Origin of the sequence: Aquabacterium sp. (assembly GCF_016195855.1) — a bacterium.
In the GTDB taxonomy this organism is placed as follows: domain Bacteria; phylum Pseudomonadota; class Gammaproteobacteria; order Burkholderiales; family Burkholderiaceae_C; genus Aquabacterium.
Genome location: NZ_JACPYU010000016.1, coordinates 617,872 through 634,065 on the forward strand (window position 1 = coordinate 617,872; position 16,194 = coordinate 634,065).

The 16,194-nt window shown below is 60.7% G+C and carries 13 protein-coding genes; 5 read left to right on the forward strand and 8 right to left on the reverse strand.

Annotated features, from left to right (window positions below):
- Positions 1 to 82: 82 nt before the first annotated feature.
- Together HY019_RS16165 and galU are read left to right on the forward strand one after the other, a co-directional pair.
- Entirely contained in the window at positions 83 to 2,926 is a 2,844-nt protein-coding gene (locus HY019_RS16165; RefSeq protein WP_290694102.1) for a valine--tRNA ligase, read from the forward strand.
- Between the two features lie 115 nt (positions 2,927 to 3,041).
- Entirely contained in the window at positions 3,042 to 3,911 is an 870-nt protein-coding gene (galU, locus tag HY019_RS16170; RefSeq protein WP_290694104.1) for a UTP--glucose-1-phosphate uridylyltransferase GalU, read from the forward strand.
- Here galU and HY019_RS16175 read toward each other — a convergent pair.
- From HY019_RS16175 to HY019_RS16205, 7 genes are all read right to left on the reverse strand, one after another.
- Complete coding sequence (locus tag HY019_RS16175) at positions 3,898 to 4,494, reverse strand: shikimate kinase (protein WP_290694106.1); 597 nt, start codon at positions 4,492 to 4,494, stop codon at positions 3,898 to 3,900. The genes galU and HY019_RS16175 overlap by 14 nt on opposite strands.
- A gap of 12 nt (positions 4,495 to 4,506) precedes the next feature.
- Positions 4,507 to 6,420 (reverse strand): Ig-like domain-containing protein, encoded by a 1,914-nt coding sequence (locus tag HY019_RS16180; protein WP_290694107.1) that lies wholly within the window; start codon positions 6,418 to 6,420, stop codon positions 4,507 to 4,509.
- A 62-nt stretch (positions 6,421 to 6,482) separates the two neighbouring features.
- Positions 6,483 to 8,654, reverse strand: coding sequence for a type IV pilus secretin PilQ (locus HY019_RS16185; RefSeq protein WP_290694109.1), 2,172 nt, complete (start codon positions 8,652 to 8,654; stop codon positions 6,483 to 6,485).
- A gap of 23 nt (positions 8,655 to 8,677) precedes the next feature.
- Positions 8,678 to 9,211 (reverse strand): pilus assembly protein PilP, encoded by a 534-nt coding sequence (locus HY019_RS16190; protein WP_290694111.1) that lies wholly within the window; start codon positions 9,209 to 9,211, stop codon positions 8,678 to 8,680.
- Positions 9,211 to 9,912 carry a type 4a pilus biogenesis protein PilO gene (locus HY019_RS16195; protein WP_290694113.1) on the reverse strand — a complete coding sequence of 234 codons (702 nt, stop codon included), beginning with the start codon at positions 9,910 to 9,912 and terminating at the stop codon, positions 9,211 to 9,213. Before HY019_RS16195 ends, HY019_RS16190 begins: the two co-directional genes overlap by 1 nt.
- A gap of 10 nt (positions 9,913 to 9,922) precedes the next feature.
- Positions 9,923 to 10,582, reverse strand: a complete 660-nt coding sequence (locus tag HY019_RS16200; RefSeq protein ID WP_290694115.1) for a PilN domain-containing protein — start codon at positions 10,580 to 10,582, stop codon at positions 9,923 to 9,925.
- Positions 10,579 to 11,658, reverse strand: coding sequence for a pilus assembly protein PilM (locus tag HY019_RS16205; RefSeq protein WP_290694117.1), 1,080 nt, complete (start codon positions 11,656 to 11,658; stop codon positions 10,579 to 10,581). The genes HY019_RS16200 and HY019_RS16205 overlap by 4 nt, the downstream gene beginning before the upstream one ends.
- A gap of 241 nt (positions 11,659 to 11,899) precedes the next feature.
- Here HY019_RS16205 and HY019_RS16210 point away from each other — a divergent pair, with 241 nt between their 5' ends.
- Positions 11,900 to 14,302, forward strand: coding sequence for a penicillin-binding protein 1A (locus HY019_RS16210; protein WP_290694119.1), 2,403 nt, complete (start codon positions 11,900 to 11,902; stop codon positions 14,300 to 14,302).
- Positions 14,303 to 14,305: 3 nt separating this feature from the next.
- Here HY019_RS16210 and cyaY read toward each other — a convergent pair whose 3' ends face one another.
- The gene (gene cyaY, locus HY019_RS16215; RefSeq protein WP_290694121.1) at positions 14,306 to 14,662 is read right to left on the reverse strand and encodes an iron donor protein CyaY; all 357 of its coding nucleotides are present in this window, start codon (positions 14,660 to 14,662) and stop codon (positions 14,306 to 14,308) included.
- A gap of 137 nt (positions 14,663 to 14,799) precedes the next feature.
- Between cyaY and HY019_RS16220 the strand changes: the two genes are divergently transcribed.
- Together HY019_RS16220 and lysA are read left to right on the forward strand one after the other, a co-directional pair.
- The gene (locus HY019_RS16220) at positions 14,800 to 14,910 is read left to right on the forward strand and encodes a lipoprotein (RefSeq protein ID WP_290694264.1); all 111 of its coding nucleotides are present in this window, start codon (positions 14,800 to 14,802) and stop codon (positions 14,908 to 14,910) included.
- Positions 14,907 to 16,178 (forward strand): diaminopimelate decarboxylase, encoded by a 1,272-nt coding sequence (lysA, locus tag HY019_RS16225; RefSeq protein ID WP_290694123.1) that lies wholly within the window; start codon positions 14,907 to 14,909, stop codon positions 16,176 to 16,178. The genes HY019_RS16220 and lysA overlap by 4 nt, the downstream gene beginning before the upstream one ends.
- Positions 16,179 to 16,194: the final 16 nt, after the last annotated feature.

Below are 16,194 nucleotides of genomic sequence, written 5' to 3' on the forward strand. Positions count from 1 at the left end.
GCAAGGGCGCTCAGCCGACCTAAAATCGCGGTTTGGCCCAGAGAAAGCGCCCGCTTCGGGCGCAGACCAGCCTCCCAACACCATGACCGAACTCGCCAAATCTTTCGACCCCGCCCCGATTGAAGCCAAATACGGCCCCCAATGGGAGCAGCGCGGTCTGTACAAGCCCACACTGGATACCGCCAAGCCATCCTTTTGCGTTCAGTTACCACCGCCCAATGTGACCGGCACCCTGCACATGGGCCACGCCTTCAACCAGACCATCATGGATTCGTTGACGCGCTATCACCGCATGCTGGGCCACAACACCCTCTGGGTCCCCGGCACCGACCATGCCGGCATCGCCACCCAGATCGTGGTGGAGCGCCAGTTGCAGGAAAAGGGGCAGAACCGCCACGACCTGGGCCGCAAGAACTTCGTGGCCAAGATCTGGGAATGGAAGGAGCAAAGTGGCTCCACCATCACCCAGCAAATGCGCCGCATGGGCGACTCGGTGTCATGGGAGCACGAGTACTTCACCATGGACGACAATCTGTCCAAGGTGGTGAGCGACACCTTCGTCAAGCTGTACGAAGAAGGCCTGATCTACCGCGGCAAGCGCCTGGTCAGCTGGGACCCGATCCTCAAATCCGCCGTGTCCGACCTCGAAGTCGAAAGTGAGGAAGAAGATGGCTCGATGTGGCACATCCGCTATCCGATTGCCGGAAGCGATGAGACCCTCGTCGTGGCCACCACCCGTCCTGAAACCATGCTGGGCGACACCGCCGTCATGGTCCACCCCGAAGACGAGCGCTACACCCACCTGATCGGCAAGCTGGTCAAGCTGCCCATCACCGGCCGCCTGGTGCCCGTGATCGCCGACGAGCACGTCGACAAGGACTTCGGCACCGGCGTCGTCAAGGTCACCCCCGCGCACGACACGAACGACTACCAGGTCGGCCAGCGCCACAGCCTGCCGATGATCACCATCTTCACGCTGGACGCGCAGGTGGTGTCGCATCTTGAAGAGATCCCCGAGGCCTACCGTGGCCTGGACCGCTTCGTGGCTCGCAAGGCCCTGGTCGCCCAGCTCGAAGCCGAAGGCCTGCTGGTCGAGGTCAAGAAGCACAAGCTGATGGTGCCGCGCTGCGCCCGTACCGGCCAGATCATCGAGCCCATGCTGACCGACCAATGGTTCGTGGCCATGACCAAGCCCGGTGCGCAAGGCAAGTCGATCGCCGAGCAGGCCATTGAAGCGGTCGAGTCCGGCGAGGTCAAGTTCGTCCCCGAGAACTGGGTCAACACCTACAACCAGTGGATGAAGAACATCCAGGACTGGTGCATCAGCCGCCAGCTGTGGTGGGGCCATCAGATCCCGGCCTGGTACGGCAGCAACGGCGAGATCTTCGTGGCCCGCACGGAAGAAGAAGCCCATGTGCGCGCCAAGGCCGCTGGCTACGAAGGCACGCTGACCCGCGATGAAGACGTGCTCGACACCTGGTACTCATCCGCCCTGGTGCCCTTCTCGACGCTGGGCTGGCCCGAGCAGACCAAAGAACTCGACCTCTTCCTGCCCTCGTCCGTGCTCGTCACCGGCTACGACATCATCTTCTTCTGGGTCGCCCGGATGATCATGATGACCAAGCACTTCACCGGCAAGGTGCCCTTCAAGCATGTCTACATCCACGGCCTGGTGCGCGATGCGCAAGGCCAGAAGATGTCCAAGTCAGAAGGCAATGTGCTGGACCCGGTCGACCTGATCGACGGCATCGAACTGGCCCCGCTGCTGGACAAGCGCACCACCGGCCTGCGCAAGCCCGAGACAGCGCCCAAGGTCCGCAAGAACACCGAAAAGGAGTTCCCGGATGGCATCCCCGGCTATGGTGCCGACGCGCTGCGCTTCACCTTCGCGGCGCTGGCCAGCCTGGGCCGCAGCATCAACTTCGACAGCAAGCGCTGCGAGGGCTACCGCAACTTCTGCAACAAGCTGTGGAACGCCACCAAGTTCGTGCTGATGAACTGCGAAGGCCAGGACTGCGGCATCGTCAAGCACGAGCCCGGCCAATGCGCGGCCAACGGCTACCTGGACTTCAGCCCCGCAGACCGCTGGATCGTCAGCGAACTGCAACGCGTGGAAGCTGCTGTTGAGCAAGGTTTCAAGGAGTTCCGTCTCGACAACGTGGCCAACGCCATCTACCAGTTCGTCTGGGACGAGTACTGCGACTGGTACATCGAGATCGCCAAGACCCAGCTCAACGTCGCCAAGGACAGCGGCAACGAAGCCCAACAGCGTGGCACGCGCCGCACCTTGATCCGCGTGCTGGAGACCGTGCTGCGCCTGCTGCACCCCATTACCCCCTTCATCACCGAAGAGCTGTGGCAGGTGGTGGCCCCCGTGGCCGGCCGCAAGCAGGCGGGCTCGGACGACAGCATCGTGCTGGCGCCCTACCCCGTGCCGGATCTGAGCCGCGTGTGCGCTGAATCCGACGCCTGGGTGGGCAAGCTCAAGGCCCTGGTGGGCACAGCCCGCAACCTGCGTGGCGAGATGAACCTGTCGCCTGCAGAACGCGTGCCCATGCTGACCACGGGCGATGCCGAGTTCATCACCAAGGCCGCGCCCATCCTGAAGGCCCTGGGCAAGCTCAGCGAAGTCAAGGTCCTGGACGACGCCGCTTTTGCCGAAGCCACGTCAATGGCACCGGTGGCTGTTCAAGGCGAGGCCCGCCTGGCGCTGCACGTCGAAATCGACGTCGAAGCCGAAAAGGCGCGTCTGTCCAAGGAGATCACCCGCCTGGAAGGCGAGATCACCAAGGCCAACGCCAAACTCGGGAACGAAAGCTTCGTGGCCCGCGCCCCCGCCGCTGTGGTCGAACAGGAAAAGCAACGTGTGACAGAGTTCACAGCCACGCTGGGGCGCGTCAAGACCCAGTTCCAGCGACTGGGATAAACGCCCGCTTTTGCCCCCCGCGAATGAGGCGTCCCCCCCACAAGGTAGGGACCGCCTCTTACACAACATGATCATGCCGGTGACACAATCCCGGCCAATCGCTCAGGAGCTTTGCATGTCCATCACGAAGGCCATCTTTCCCGTCGCCGGCCTCGGCACCCGGTTTTTGCCCGCAACCAAGGCCCAACCGAAAGAAATGCTGCCAGTGGTGGACAAACCGCTGATCCAGTACGCCGTTGAAGAAGCCTACGACGCAGGCATCCGCGAAATGATCTTCGTCACGGGCCGCCACAAGCGCCCCATCGAGGACCACTTCGACACCGCTTTCGAGCTGGAGTACGAACTCGAGCAAGCCGGCAAGATGGACCTGCTCAAGCTCGTGCAGTCCATCAAGCCGGCCGATATGGAGTGCGTGTTCGTGCGCCAGCCCAAGAGCCTGGGCCTGGGCCACGCCGTGCTGTGCGGCGAACGCCTGGTGCGGGGTGAGCCCTTTGCCGTGTTGCTGGCCGATGACCTGATGGTGGGCCAGACGCCCATCCTCAAGCAGATGGTGGACCAGTTCGATAAGTTGCAAGGCTCTATCCTGGCCGTGCAGGAAGTGCCTGCCGAACACACCAAACGTTATGGCATCGTGGCCGGCACCCCCGTATCCGAGCGCGTGATGGCCATCTCCAAGATCGTGGAAAAGCCCTCGCCTGAAAACGCCCCGTCACGCCTGGGCGTGGCCGGCCGCTACATCCTCACCCCCGCCGTGTTCGAGCAGATCCGCTCGCAACCGCGTGGCGTGGGCAACGAGATCCAGTTGACCGATGGCATTGCCGGCCTGCTCAACCTCGAAAAGGTTTTTGCATACCAGTACGAAGGCAAACGCTACGACTGCGGCAGCAAGGAAGGCTTCCTGGAAGCCAACGTCGAGCTGGCACTCAAGCACCATCAGGTGGGCGACTGGTTCCGCAGCTACCTCAAGCAGCTCAAGCTTGACTGACCGGTGATGATGAAGGGGGCTGTTGTGGCCCCCTTTGTGCCTGCTGGGCAGGCAGCAAGCCAGCGACCTCCAGCTGCATCATGATCATGTTGACCAGCGTCGCCACAGACGGGCGGCCAGTATCGACGCAGTAGTGCGCCGTCTGCTCGTACAACGGGTGGCGCTGCTCGAACAATTCGCGCAACTTGGCCAGAGGGTCAGCGACCTGCAGCAAGGGGCGCTGCGTATCGTGCCGCAGGCGCCGGTACAGCTCATCTGGCGTCGAGCGCAAATACACCACCGTTGTGCGTTGATGCAAGCGCTCGCGGTTGATGGGGCGCAGCAAGGCGCCACCGCCAGTTGCCAACACCAGGGGCTGCGCTGCCGCATCTTGGGTAGCAGAGGTCAACTCGTCGATCACCGCCTCTTCGCGATCGCGAAAAGCGGCCTCACCGAACTGCTCAAAAAACTGACGGATCGGCATGCCGATCCGTTCTTCGAGAACCACATCGGAGTCGACGAATCGAGCTCCGATGCGCTTCGCTAACTGCCGCCCGACGGTGGATTTACCGCCGCCGGGGAGGCCTACCAAACTAACCTTCATCTTGCACGAAGATCAGAATGGCGATGCGCAAGAAGCTCTGCGACCAAAGGGACTCACCACACCTGCCGGCGCCGTGTCCGCCTTGTTGAAGTCAGAGGACATACCACTGACAACAAACGTTGCGTCCCTCTTGGACTCTGTCCCAGCAACGGTAGCGGTTGCGCGAAGCGTCACCTGCACCCAGGGCGCATAGCTCTCGGCATACAGGAGATTAATCGTCGCACGACCGTTCGCATCGGTTGTCACGGTGCTGTTGCCCGGCGCAAGGGATATCACATTCCCGGGTTCCAAGCTACCACTGCTATTCGTGTCTTCACCTGAGTCCAGCGTGCCATTGCTATTGGCATCCTCGCTGGCACACCAAAGAATATTACCCGCCGGCATGACAGTATTGACGTCAATCGCACCGGTGTAGTTGGATGCCTCCCAGACTCCATCCGTTGAGGAGAATGCCAACTGCCCCTTACCGTAAGCCACAGAAAGAATTCTGATGGTCAGCGTCTTGCCTGACACTGCGACACCGTTAGCGTCAGTGACATACACGGTCCAAGGTTTGACATAAGTGGTTTCATCCACGACGCCATTGACAGTCAAGTTGCTGATCGTATTGCTGGTACCCAACGCGATAAACAAGGCCTGCTGGTTAACCGTCAGTTGCGTGTCACCAAAGATCGACGTACCAGACACGGTACCTCGAATCTTGACGCCATCAGTGGCGGTGGAGTTCGGGCCAGAAATGTATTTCACGGAGGCTTCACCATTGGTGTCCGTCGTCGCCGATGGTGCGCTGAGATCACCAATACTCGGGTCCGCAGTACGCGAGAAGTCCACCGTTACGCCCTTGACAGGGTTACCGTTGACATCTGTCACACGAGCCGAAACCGTGGATTGTTGCGCAACGCTGCCATTCGTGTTCGGCGCGATCGCCGAAGGCGACACCTGCAACACAACACTGGAAGGCGTCGTGGCAACGTAAGAAATGGGCAAGCTGATCGTTCCCACGCCACTGATCGTCGCCGTCACCGTGGTAGCGCCTGCAAACGTAGAGGTCAGGGATGTGGTCGCTACGCCGCTGCCGTTGGTTGTCGCCGTCGCCGCCGTCAAGGTACCTGCTGTCGCAGCGAAGTTAACCGTTGCCCCGGATACCGCTGCGCCATTCAAGCGATAACGCACAGAGATAGACGTCGGTGCACCAACAGTTACCGATGTGCCTGAAGCCGGGGAAGTAAACACGAAGTCTTGCCCGCTGATGACCAGCGTCGCCGTCGTTGTTGCACCCAAGGCAGAGAAAATCAATGAATCGGTTCCGGCGTTGGTTGGCGTATAACTGAACGTCGCAGAACCGTTCGAATCAGTTGTGGCGGACAAGGCGGACAGCGCATTGCCCAAAGTGCCAGCTGTCACGTTGACAGTCGCCCCTGGGACCACCGCACCCTTAGAGTCCTTTACCAACAACGACATGTTGCTGGCTGCAGCCCCGGCACTGAAAGAAGTGGCGCCGGAATAGGCAACGGTCGTACCAGTCACTTGAACATCGACATAACCCGAGGCGTTACCCGACGTTGCGCTCACCCTGATGGTGCGATTTGCCTTGTCGCTTGCATTGGTGCCCGGCGTCAGGGTGGCCGTGACCATTCCACTTGAATCTGTTTTTGTAGCTGCAACTGCCAGGGAACCCGAGGACGCCTGCAGCGTCACAGCGGTGTCAGGAAGCACAACGCTACCCGCCCCCTTGACCACAACAGTGATCGTTACTGACTCCCCTGCACCCGACCCTAGTTGAAGCGAGCTTGATGACACATCAACAGCTGAAGCAGTTGATGTAGTTGTAGTCGGTGTGTTACTCGAACCGCCATACAAGGGCGTGCCCGCACCACCACCGCCACCACAAGCCGTCAGCGACGCCGCAGCGGCCAGAACGGTCAACCATGTCTTCCAATTCATTGTCTTAACTCCCAAGAAGGGGATCCTCTAAACGGTTGCTGTCTTCAACGCAATGCTGCTTTTTCTGTCACCACCTTGGGTGTCAGGAAGATCAGCAACTCGGAACGCTGGGCATTCCTGACGTTGGATTTGAACAGATGTCCCAGGACCGGCAAATCCCCCAGGAACGGGACCTTGGTCTCCGTCGAATTTTCACTTTGCAGGAAGATGCCACCGATCACCACCGTGCCGCCATTCTCCACCAGCACCTGTGTCTGTACGTGTTTGGTATCGATGGCGTAACCGGCATTGGTCACTTGACCGACGCTGTCCTTGTTCACATCCACGTCCAGGATGATGTTGCCTTCAGGTGTGATCTGCGGCGTGACTTCCAGCTTCAGGTTGGCCTTGCGGAAAGCCAGCGCCGTGGCACCGCTCGAAGTGGCCACCTGATACGGCAGTTCGGTACCCTGTTCGATCAGGGCCTTGACCTGGTCTGCCGTGATCACACGTGGGCTGGACACGATCTTGCCCTTGCCATCCGCTTCCAGTGCGGACAACTCCAGGTTCAGAAAGCGGTTCGAGCTGGCACCAAACAGCGACAGTGCGACCGACGAGGCGCTGTAACCGTTGAAGCCCGTGCTGGGCAGGTTCACGAAATAGGTGTTGGGCGTATAGCTGCCGGATGTGGCCGCAGCCTGCAAGGTCTGCTCACCCACACCCTGGTAGGTACCGGTGATGGCCAGACGATTGTCATTGCCAATGCCGAAACCCGGTGTACCACCACGCAGGCCGCGCATGTCCAGTGCCCCCAGACGCACACCCAGCGAACGACCAAAGGTATCGCTGGCCTCCACAATCCGTGCCTCGATCAAGACCTGGCGCACAGGGATGTCGATCTTGGTGATCATCCCCTGGATTTCTTCCAGCTTGGATGGGATGTCGTTGACGAACAGTTGGTTCGTACGCGTCTCGAAAATCACACTTCCGCGAGGAGACAGGATACGCGTGGCTGTACCACCACCACCGGTGCTGGTGCCGGCCAGGCCCTTGGCGATTTCTTCCGCCTTCGTGTAGTTCAGCTGGAAGGACTGGGTGCGCAGCGGCTCCAGTGCAGCCACTTGGGCCTTGGCTTCCAGGTCGATCTTTTCCTTGGCGTTGATTTCATCCTTCGGCGCAATCCAGAGCACATTGCCGGACTTGCGCACACCCAGGCCCTTGGCCTGCATGATGATGTCCAGGGCTTGATCCCAAGGCACATCCTTCAGGCGCAATGTGACGTTGCCGGTCACGGTATCGCTGGTCACCACGTTGAAGTTGGTGAAGTCGGCGATCACCTGCAGCAAGGCACGCACTTCGATGTTCTGGAAATTCAGCGACAGCTTTTCGCCCGAATAACCAGGGCCCTGGGTCAGCTTGTTGGGGTCAACCTTGCGAGGACGCACTTCCAGCACAAACTGGTTGTCGCTCTGGTAAGCGGAGTGCTCCCAGTCACCGCGGGGGTCCACCACCAGCTTGACGCGATCGCCAACCTGGCTGGCCGACACGGCTTGCACCGGCGTGCCAAAGTCCATCACGTCGAAGCGGCGGCGCAGACGCTCCGGCAAGGTCGCACGCATGAACTCCACCACCAGGCTCTGGCCCTGCTGTTTGATGTCCACGCCAACCTGGTTGTTGGGCAACTCGACCACCACGCGACCGGCACCATCCTGACCGCGACGGAAGTCGATGTCTTTGAGGGCCAGGGGGTTGGCGTTCTTGTTTTCGGCAAACCGCACGGTGTCATCAGACTTGCCTGAGGACTTCACCGCCGTGGTGGGTGTAACGGCGGCAGCAGACGCCACCTGTGGCGGATTGGACCCCGAGTCCAGAATCAGCATCAGGGTCTTACCCTCCAGCTGAGCGCGGTAAGTCGTGGACTGACGCAGGTTCAGCACCAGACGGGTCCGCTCACCAGCTTGCACCACGTTGACCGAGCGCACATTGCCTTGGTTGACCTCCACCGAATTGCGAGACATCGCGCTGGTCACACCAGGCAGGTCGATCGCAATGCGAGGCGGCACCTGAATGACAAAGCCCGCCGGCAAAGATGCCAATGGCTCGGACATTTCGATGCGAACCACGTCAGAGCCCGCCTGCTGGGTGCTCGTGATCGCCTGGATCGCCGCAGCAGCCCAGGTCAGAGGCGAGACCAAAGTCAAGGTCAGCCCGGCCAATGCAACACGCCACGGTTTCATAGTCATCATCTCCAGATTCGTTTTCATCGGCTGCCCTCCTGCAACTGCAGTGTGGTGGGCCGCTCAATCCATTCGCCTGCGGCGTCCTGCACAATCTCACGCAAGGTGATTTCGGTCTCGGTGATCTTCATGATCTTCCCGTAGTTCTGCCCCAGGTATTCGCCAACCTTGACCTGATAAAGCAGGTTGTCGACCTTGAGCAAAGCGTAGGGCACACCCTTGCGGCTGACACTGCCCACCATGGACATGCTGTCCAGGGGGAAGGCCTCCAGTGGCTCCTTGCGTCGGCTCAATTCGGCCGCGACAGCCGAGTTGGGTTGAGCCGCCTCCTGCTTGAGCGCGCCGGTCAGCTTTTGCGTGCTGAATGGCTCAACACCATCCATACCAGCATAAGCCTGCGGGTTGAACTTTTGAGGGGGAGACAGCGGCTGCACGCTGGGCTGCACTTCGTGTCGCTGCTGATCCATCCAGGCCTGCAACTCTTCCTGCTCACCCGTGCAAGCGGTCAAGGCCAACAAGGCAACAGAGGCCATCAGCCAATTTTGGGGGCGGGTCATCACTTCTTATCCCCCTTCTTCTGCTTGGCTTTTTCGGCACGCATGGCATCAACCTCTGCCGGATCCAGATAACGGTAAGTGCGCGCGGTGGCCTCCATATAGAGGTTGCTGCCCTGGTTGTCCTTGCTGTCCTTGGCGTTGACAGCGGCGATGACCAGGTTGTGCAGCGTCACGATGCGCGAGAGGTTGGCGATGTCCGCCGTGAACGCACCGATGTCGTGATAGCGGCCAGAGACGCGGATCGAGATCGGCAACTCGGCGTAGTAGTCCTTGACGGACACCTGACCTGGGCGGAACAGATCGAACTCCAGACCACGACCCAGACCGGCCTGGTTGATGTCCGACAGCAGTGCATCCATTTCGGCTTTGCCAGGCAACTGCTTTTCGAGTTGCTTGACGTACTCTTCAACCTGGATGCGTTGCTTGCGCAACTCGCCCAGGTTCACGGCCTGCGCCACCTTGGAGCGGTACTCTTCCTTCAGCCTGGGCTCCTTGTCTCGCTCGGCCTGCAGCTCGTCGCTTTGCGACGAGAGCACGCCAAACCAGCCAAGCCCCACGATGACGGCACCCGTTGCCAGGAAGCTCAGCAGCTTGGGCAGGATGGGCCATTGGCCGGGCTCGTTGGGATTGAGCCCGCGGAACTGCTCCTGGGCATTTTCGAACCAGGCGTTGAGATCAATGTTCAGATTGGGATTTGCCATGGCATCAACCTCAGGACTTCGCCGCAGCCGAAGCCGCTGGCTGTGAGGCCTTGACCCCGGAAGCCGCGCCGCCAGGTGCAGATGCACCACTGGCTGCCGTCGACACCTCACCAGGACGCTTCAGGCTCACGCGCATGGAGAAGTCGAACAGGCGCTTGTTGTCTCGCCCATCCTTGCCCGGCGTGGCCGCCTTGATTTCCACCAGCTCGGGATGTTCCAGCCACTTGGAACGCGCATTGGTGTTGCGCAGAAACTCCGAGACGCGTTCGTTGGTCTGCGCATAACCGGCGACGGTCACGCTCTGGCCATTCTGGTGAATGGACGTCAGGTAGATGCCCTCAGGCGTCTGGGCAACCAGTTCGTTGAGCAGATAAACAGGCATGTTGCGATCAGTCTGCAGATCTTCCACAGCACGCTGACGCGCCTTGAGCGAGTCGATCTCGGCCTTCAGGGCAGACACGTCCTTGATCTCTTCGTCCAGCTTGTGGATGGCCGAGGTCAGGATTTCATTGCGCGATTGCTGCGTGGCCATCATGCGCAACTGCACGGCGTACCAGAGCGCCACAATCACGGCCCCTGCCACGACGGACAGCCCCAGGCCGACAAAGAAGGCCTGCTTGCGCAGCTTCCGTTTTTCCTCACGATGAGGCAACAGGTTGATCAAAATCATGCGAGGAACCTCCGCATGGCCAGGCCACACGCGGTCAGGTAAGCGGGCGCTTCACGCCGCAGCTTGCTTTCACGTACCGCCGACCCCAGTTTCATGCCCTCAAAGGGGTTGACGACCATGGAGGCAAATCCGGTCAACTCGGTCACCCGATCCTTCAGACCAGGCAGCGTTGCCGTGCCGCCGGCCAGCATCACGTAGTGCACCTTGTGGTGGGGGGTGCTGGTGAAGAAATACTGCAGTGCGCGCCCGATTTCCTGCGACAGGCTGTCGACGAAGGGGCCCAGGATCGTGTTCTGGAAGTCCTCGGGCAGATCGCCTGACAGTTTCTTCTGCTCGGCTTCTTCAAACGAGAACCCGTATTGGCGCGAAATCAGTTGCGACAGTTGCGCACCACCGAAAGCCTGATCGCGGTCGTACAGCAACTCGTCATCACGCAGCACCTTGAGGCTGGTGTTTTCAGCGCCGATCTCGAACAAGGCCACCAACGCATCCTTGCCTTCACCAGGCAGTGCGGCAATGAGGCGCTGCATCGCCAGACGCGATGCGTAAGACTCGATGTCGAGAATGGCCGGCTTCAGGCCAGCCGCTTCAGCCAACCCCTGCCGGTCCTGAACGCGGTCCTTGCGAGACGCGGCAATCAACACCTCGACGTCACCCGCCGAGGTGGTGCTGGGGCCCACCACGCAGAAGTCCAGGCTGACCTCGTCCAGCGAAAAAGGAATGTACTGGTTGGCCTCGGCCTCCACCTGCATTTCCATTTCCTCTTCGCGCAGCCCCGCCGGCAGCATGATCTTTTTGGTGATCACCGCAGATTGGGGCATGGCCATGGCAGCGTGTTTGGTGCGCGTGCCACTTTTGTTGACCACCTTGCGAACCGCTTCGGCCACTTCGTCGAACTTTTCGATCTGCCCATCGGCAATCCAGCCCTTCTCGAAGGGCTCGGAGGCAAACCGATCCAGGATGTATTCGCCAGATGCACTCTGGCTCAGCTCGACCAGCTTCACGCTTGATGAACTGATGTCCAGTCCGATCATTGGCGGATGCTTGCGGCCCAAGAGCGTGTCAAGAAAGCTCACACCGTCCCCCATGCGCCAGAGCTGGCGCTGGAAAGTTAATAAACCACTTGAATGCTATCAGTAAAGTTTTTGTGTATGAAACGAGAGAAAGCAGGATAAATCCCAACCTCGTTGCGATATGCACACGCCTTACAAGCGGTTGCAAAACCAACAAATCGCAATCAATCGACTCACCAAGGCTGGTGTACGAGGGGTGTCCCGGGGGTTTCTATAATCTCGGAACCTTCTACGGCAAGTCTCCATGAGCGATACCAACACCAACGACAAGCAACCTCGATCGGGCCGCGCAGGCCCCTCCCCCGCTCGGGCTTGGTGGGTGCAATGGCTCGTCAAACCGATAGCGGTTCTGGCCGGGCTGGGGCTTGCTGGCTTGCTCAGCGCCGTTTTCATCGCCGGCATCGGGCTGGCCGTGGCCTACCCCAATCTGCCCGAAGTACGTGGTTTGGCCGACTATCAACCGAAAATACCTTTGCGTGTTTTCTCGTCGGATCAGGTTTTGATTGGCGAATTTGGCGAGGAAAAACGCAATTTCCTGCCTATTTCAGAAATTCCCCGCGTGATGCGGGACGCGGTTCTCGCGATTGAGGATGCCCGCTTTTACAAACATGGCGGGGTGGATTACGTCGGCGTTTTGCGCGCCGGCCTGGCCAACTTCGGTGAGGCGCGAAGCCAGGGGGCGTCCACCATCACCATGCAGGTCGCCCGCAATTTCTACCTGCCCACAGAAAAGACTTTCACCCGCAAGATCTACGAGATTTTGCTGGCCTTGAAGATCGAGAGCCTGCTGAGCAAGGACCAGATCCTGGAGCTCTACATGAACCAGATCTACCTTGGCCAGCGCGCCTACGGGTTTGCCGCAGCTTGCGATACCTATTTTGGCAAGCCCATCAAGGACATCACCGTGGCCGAGGCGGCCATGCTCGCGGGCCTGCCCAAGGCCCCTTCGGCCTACAACCCGGTGCGCAACCCCAAACGCGCCACCATCCGCCAGCAGTACATCATCGATCGGATGTTCGAAAACGGCTTCATCACGAGCAAGCAGCGCGACGAAGCCAAGGCAGAGGCCCTTCATTACCGGACCAAGGCTCCCATCCCGATTCACGCCGAATACGCCGCCGAAGCCGCACGCCTGCTGATGCACGAGCAATATGGCAACGAAGCGTACTCGCGAGGCCTGAACGTCTACACCTCGATCAACATGACCGAGCAGACCGCCGCCTACAAGGCCTTGCGCAAAGGCTTGCTGGACTTCGACAGACGCCAGTCCTGGCGCGGCCCCGAGGCCTATATCGACCTGCCTGCCGACCCCAAGCAGATGGATGTGCGCATTGCCGAAGCGCTTGAAGAACACCCAGACAGCGAAGACATCCGCGCCGCCGTGGCGCTACAGGTCGAACCCCGCAAGCTCGTGGCCGTTCTTCAATCGGGCGAACAGATCACGATCACGTCAGATGGTCTGAAGGCTGTGGGCAACGCACTGACAGACAAGGCCAACCCCAAGCAGCAGATCCGACGAGGCGCGATTGTCCGCGTCAACCAGGACAAGCAAGGCCAGTGGTACGTGCAGCAACTGCCGGAAGTCGAGGGGGCATTCGTCTCGCTGGACCCGCGTACCGGCTTGATCCGGGCCATGGTGGGCGGCTTTGATTTCGGCCGCAACAAGTTCAACCACGTGACCCAGGCCTGGCGCCAACCCGGCTCCAGCTTCAAACCCTTCATTTATTCGGCCGCACTGGAAAAGGGTTTCACACCCGCAACCGTCGTCAACGATGCGCCCTTGTTTTTTGATGCGGGCACCACGGGCGGGCAAGCCTGGGAGCCCAAGAACTACGACGGCAAGTTCGAGGGCCCGATGCCTTTGCGCAGAGGCTTGGCAAAATCCAAGAACATGATTTCCATCCGCGTGCTGCGCTCCATCGGTGCCAGATACGCTCAAGACTGGATCACGCGCTTTGGCTTTGAGGCAGACAAGCACCCCGCCTACCTGACCATGGCACTGGGCGCCGGCTCGGTGACGCCACTGCAGATGGCCGACGCTTATGCGGTGTTCGCCAATGGCGGCTACCGCGTGAACCCTCTGCTGGTACTCAAGGTCACCGACACCCGGGGCCACCTGTTGGCGCAATATCGCCCGAGCCAGCTCAACGAAAGCATGCGCGCCATTGACGCCCGCAACGCCTTCATCATGAGCAGCCTGCTTCAGGAAGTCACCCGCTCAGGCACCGCAGCCAAGGCCCAGGCAACCCTCAAGCGCCCCGATCTGTACGGCAAGACCGGCACCACGAATGACTCCATGGATGCCTGGTTTGCGGGGTACACGATGCACAACGTGGCCGTGGTGTGGATTGGGCATGACCAGCCACGCAAACTGGGTGACAAGGAAACCGGTGGCGGTTTGTCGCTGCCCGTGTGGATCGACTTCATGAGCACGGCGCTGCGCAACGCCCCGGTCGAAGAACCAGCCGCACCGGAAGGCGTGCTCAACGTCGGCGGCGAATGGTTCTACGAGGAATACACATCCGGTACGGGCGTCAGGGAGCTCGGCCCTGACAACACGGATGGCCCAGCAGGCAGCGCCCCAGCACCCAGCTCCGAGGATGAGAAAAAAGGCATCCTCAATATGTTTGGCGGCAAGCCCGAATAGTCGTCAGAAGGTCAAACCTGGCTTGCCGCCCTGCTCACTGGCACAACTTGACAGCAAGGCGAAGAACTCCTCGCCACCGCGGCTGTCTTGCCACTGGCCCGAGCTGTTCAGCTTGAAGTGAAAGCCCCCGCGGCGGGCAGCCAGCCACAACTCATGCAGCGGTGGCTGCGCATTGACGATCAACTGCGTGCGGTTGGGCAAGGTCAGCGTCAACATGCCGCCAGAACGGGCCGTGTCGATGTCGATGACGTCATCCTCCAGCCATTTGTCCACCGTGCGCTCAATGCGCGCCAGGGCCGCCTGGATGGCTGCGTCGTACTGCGCATCGGTCAGGCCCGAGGGGGTATCGAGGGGGGACATGGTGACTTCCTTAGAATGAGAACATGATTCAAGAACCTCAAATTCTAGGCAGTACCGCCAAGACCGCGCGACTTGCTGGGCCATCTGGCCCGACAATGGGTGGGCGTTCGTTGCGCCAGACCCTCGCCCGGAGCCTGATGGGCGCCGCCGTGTGCGCATTTCTCAGCGCTTGCGGCCAGAAAGGCCCGCTCTACCTGCCCACGCCGGCCCAGGCCGCCTCAACCCCTTCTTCCAGCGTTTCAAAATGACCTTGCCCGGCTCTCCCTATCTGGCCTACAAAGAGGCCGATCTGTACATGGACAACGTCTCATTGCGAGACCTCGTTCGCCAGCATGGCAGCCCGCTGTATGTGTATTCACGCCCAGCCATGCTGGCTGCGTTGGCGCCTTATCAACGTGCGCTGAAGGGCCGCCAGCACCTGGTGTGCTACGCGGTCAAAGCCAACTCCAACCTGGCTGTGCTGCAGACATTTGCACAGGCCGGTTGCGGCTTTGACATCGTGTCCGCAGGTGAACTGGCGCGCGTGCTGGCCGCTGGCGGCGATGCTGGCAAGGTGGTGTTTTCCGGCGTGGGCAAGACCCGCGCCGAGATGAAATTGGCCATCGAAACCGGCGTGCGCTGCTTCAACGTGGAGAGCACAGCCGAACTCGAAGTGCTGTCGGAAGTAGCGGCTGGCCTGGGACAGCGTGCGCGCGTCAGTTTGCGCGTCAACCCCGATGTGGATGCAGGCACCCACCCCTACATCTCGACAGGCCTCAAAGGCAACAAGTTCGGCGTGGCACACGAGTTGGCGGTGAACACCTACAAGCGTGCGGCCGCCTTGCCCGGCATCGACGTGGTGGGCATCGACTGCCACATCGGTTCGCAGATCACCGAGGTGTCGCCTTATCTGGATGCGCTGGACCGCGTGCTGGATCTGGTTGAGGCCATCGAAGCAGGCGGCGTCCAGATCCACCATCTGGATTTGGGTGGCGGCCTGGGCATCACCTACACGGACGAAACGCCCCCCGGCGCCGACGAACTGATCGCGCAACTGCTGGCGAAGATCGACGCACGCGGCCATGGGCATCGCGAACTGGTGTTCGAGCCCGGCCGTTCGCTGGTGGGCAATGCCGGTGTGCTGCTGACCGAGGTGATGTACCTCAAGCCCGGCGAGAAGAAGAACTTCTGCATCGTGGACGCCGCCATGAACGACCTCATGCGCCCAGCGCTGTACGAGGCCTATATGGGCATCGTCAACACGCAGCAGCGCGACGGCGCCACGCAAACCTGGGATGTGGTGGGCCCGGTGTGCGAGTCGGGTGACTGGCTGGGGCGTGACCGCGCGCTGAATGTGCAGGCCGGCGACGTGCTGGCGGTGCTGTCGGCGGGCGCGTATGGCATGACCATGGCCAGCAACTACAACACCCGCGGCCGTGCGGCCGAGTTGATGGTGGATGGCGACCAGGTCTGGGTCGTGCGTGAACGCGAGGCTTTGGCCGACTTGTTCAAGCTGGAGAAGCTGCTGCCCGCTTGACGATCTGCCAACCACA

Bases quoted from the DNA above. Each gene is read 5' to 3' on its own strand.
- cyaY (WP_290694121.1), bottom strand. From the start codon at position 14,662: ATGTCCCCCCTCGATACCCCCTCGGGCCTGACCGATGCGCAGTACGAC.
- HY019_RS16190 (WP_290694111.1), bottom strand. From the start codon at position 9,211: ATGACCCGCCCCCAAAATTGGCTGATGGCCTCTGTTGCCTTGTTGGCC.
- HY019_RS16210 (WP_290694119.1), top strand. From the start codon at position 11,900: ATGAGCGATACCAACACCAACGACAAGCAACCTCGATCGGGCCGCGCA.
- galU (WP_290694104.1), top strand. From the start codon at position 3,042: ATGTCCATCACGAAGGCCATCTTTCCCGTCGCCGGCCTCGGCACCCGG.
- HY019_RS16185 (WP_290694109.1), bottom strand. From the start codon at position 8,654: ATGAAACCGTGGCGTGTTGCATTGGCCGGGCTGACCTTGACTTTGGTC.
- HY019_RS16195 (WP_290694113.1), bottom strand. From the start codon at position 9,912: ATGGCAAATCCCAATCTGAACATTGATCTCAACGCCTGGTTCGAAAAT.
- HY019_RS16200 (WP_290694115.1), bottom strand. From the start codon at position 10,582: ATGATTTTGATCAACCTGTTGCCTCATCGTGAGGAAAAACGGAAGCTG.
- HY019_RS16175 (WP_290694106.1), bottom strand. From the start codon at position 4,494: ATGAAGGTTAGTTTGGTAGGCCTCCCCGGCGGCGGTAAATCCACCGTC.
- HY019_RS16165 (WP_290694102.1), top strand. From the start codon at position 83: ATGACCGAACTCGCCAAATCTTTCGACCCCGCCCCGATTGAAGCCAAA.
- lysA (WP_290694123.1), top strand. From the start codon at position 14,907: ATGACCTTGCCCGGCTCTCCCTATCTGGCCTACAAAGAGGCCGATCTG.
- HY019_RS16220 (WP_290694264.1), top strand. From the start codon at position 14,800: ATGGGCGCCGCCGTGTGCGCATTTCTCAGCGCTTGCGGCCAGAAAGGC.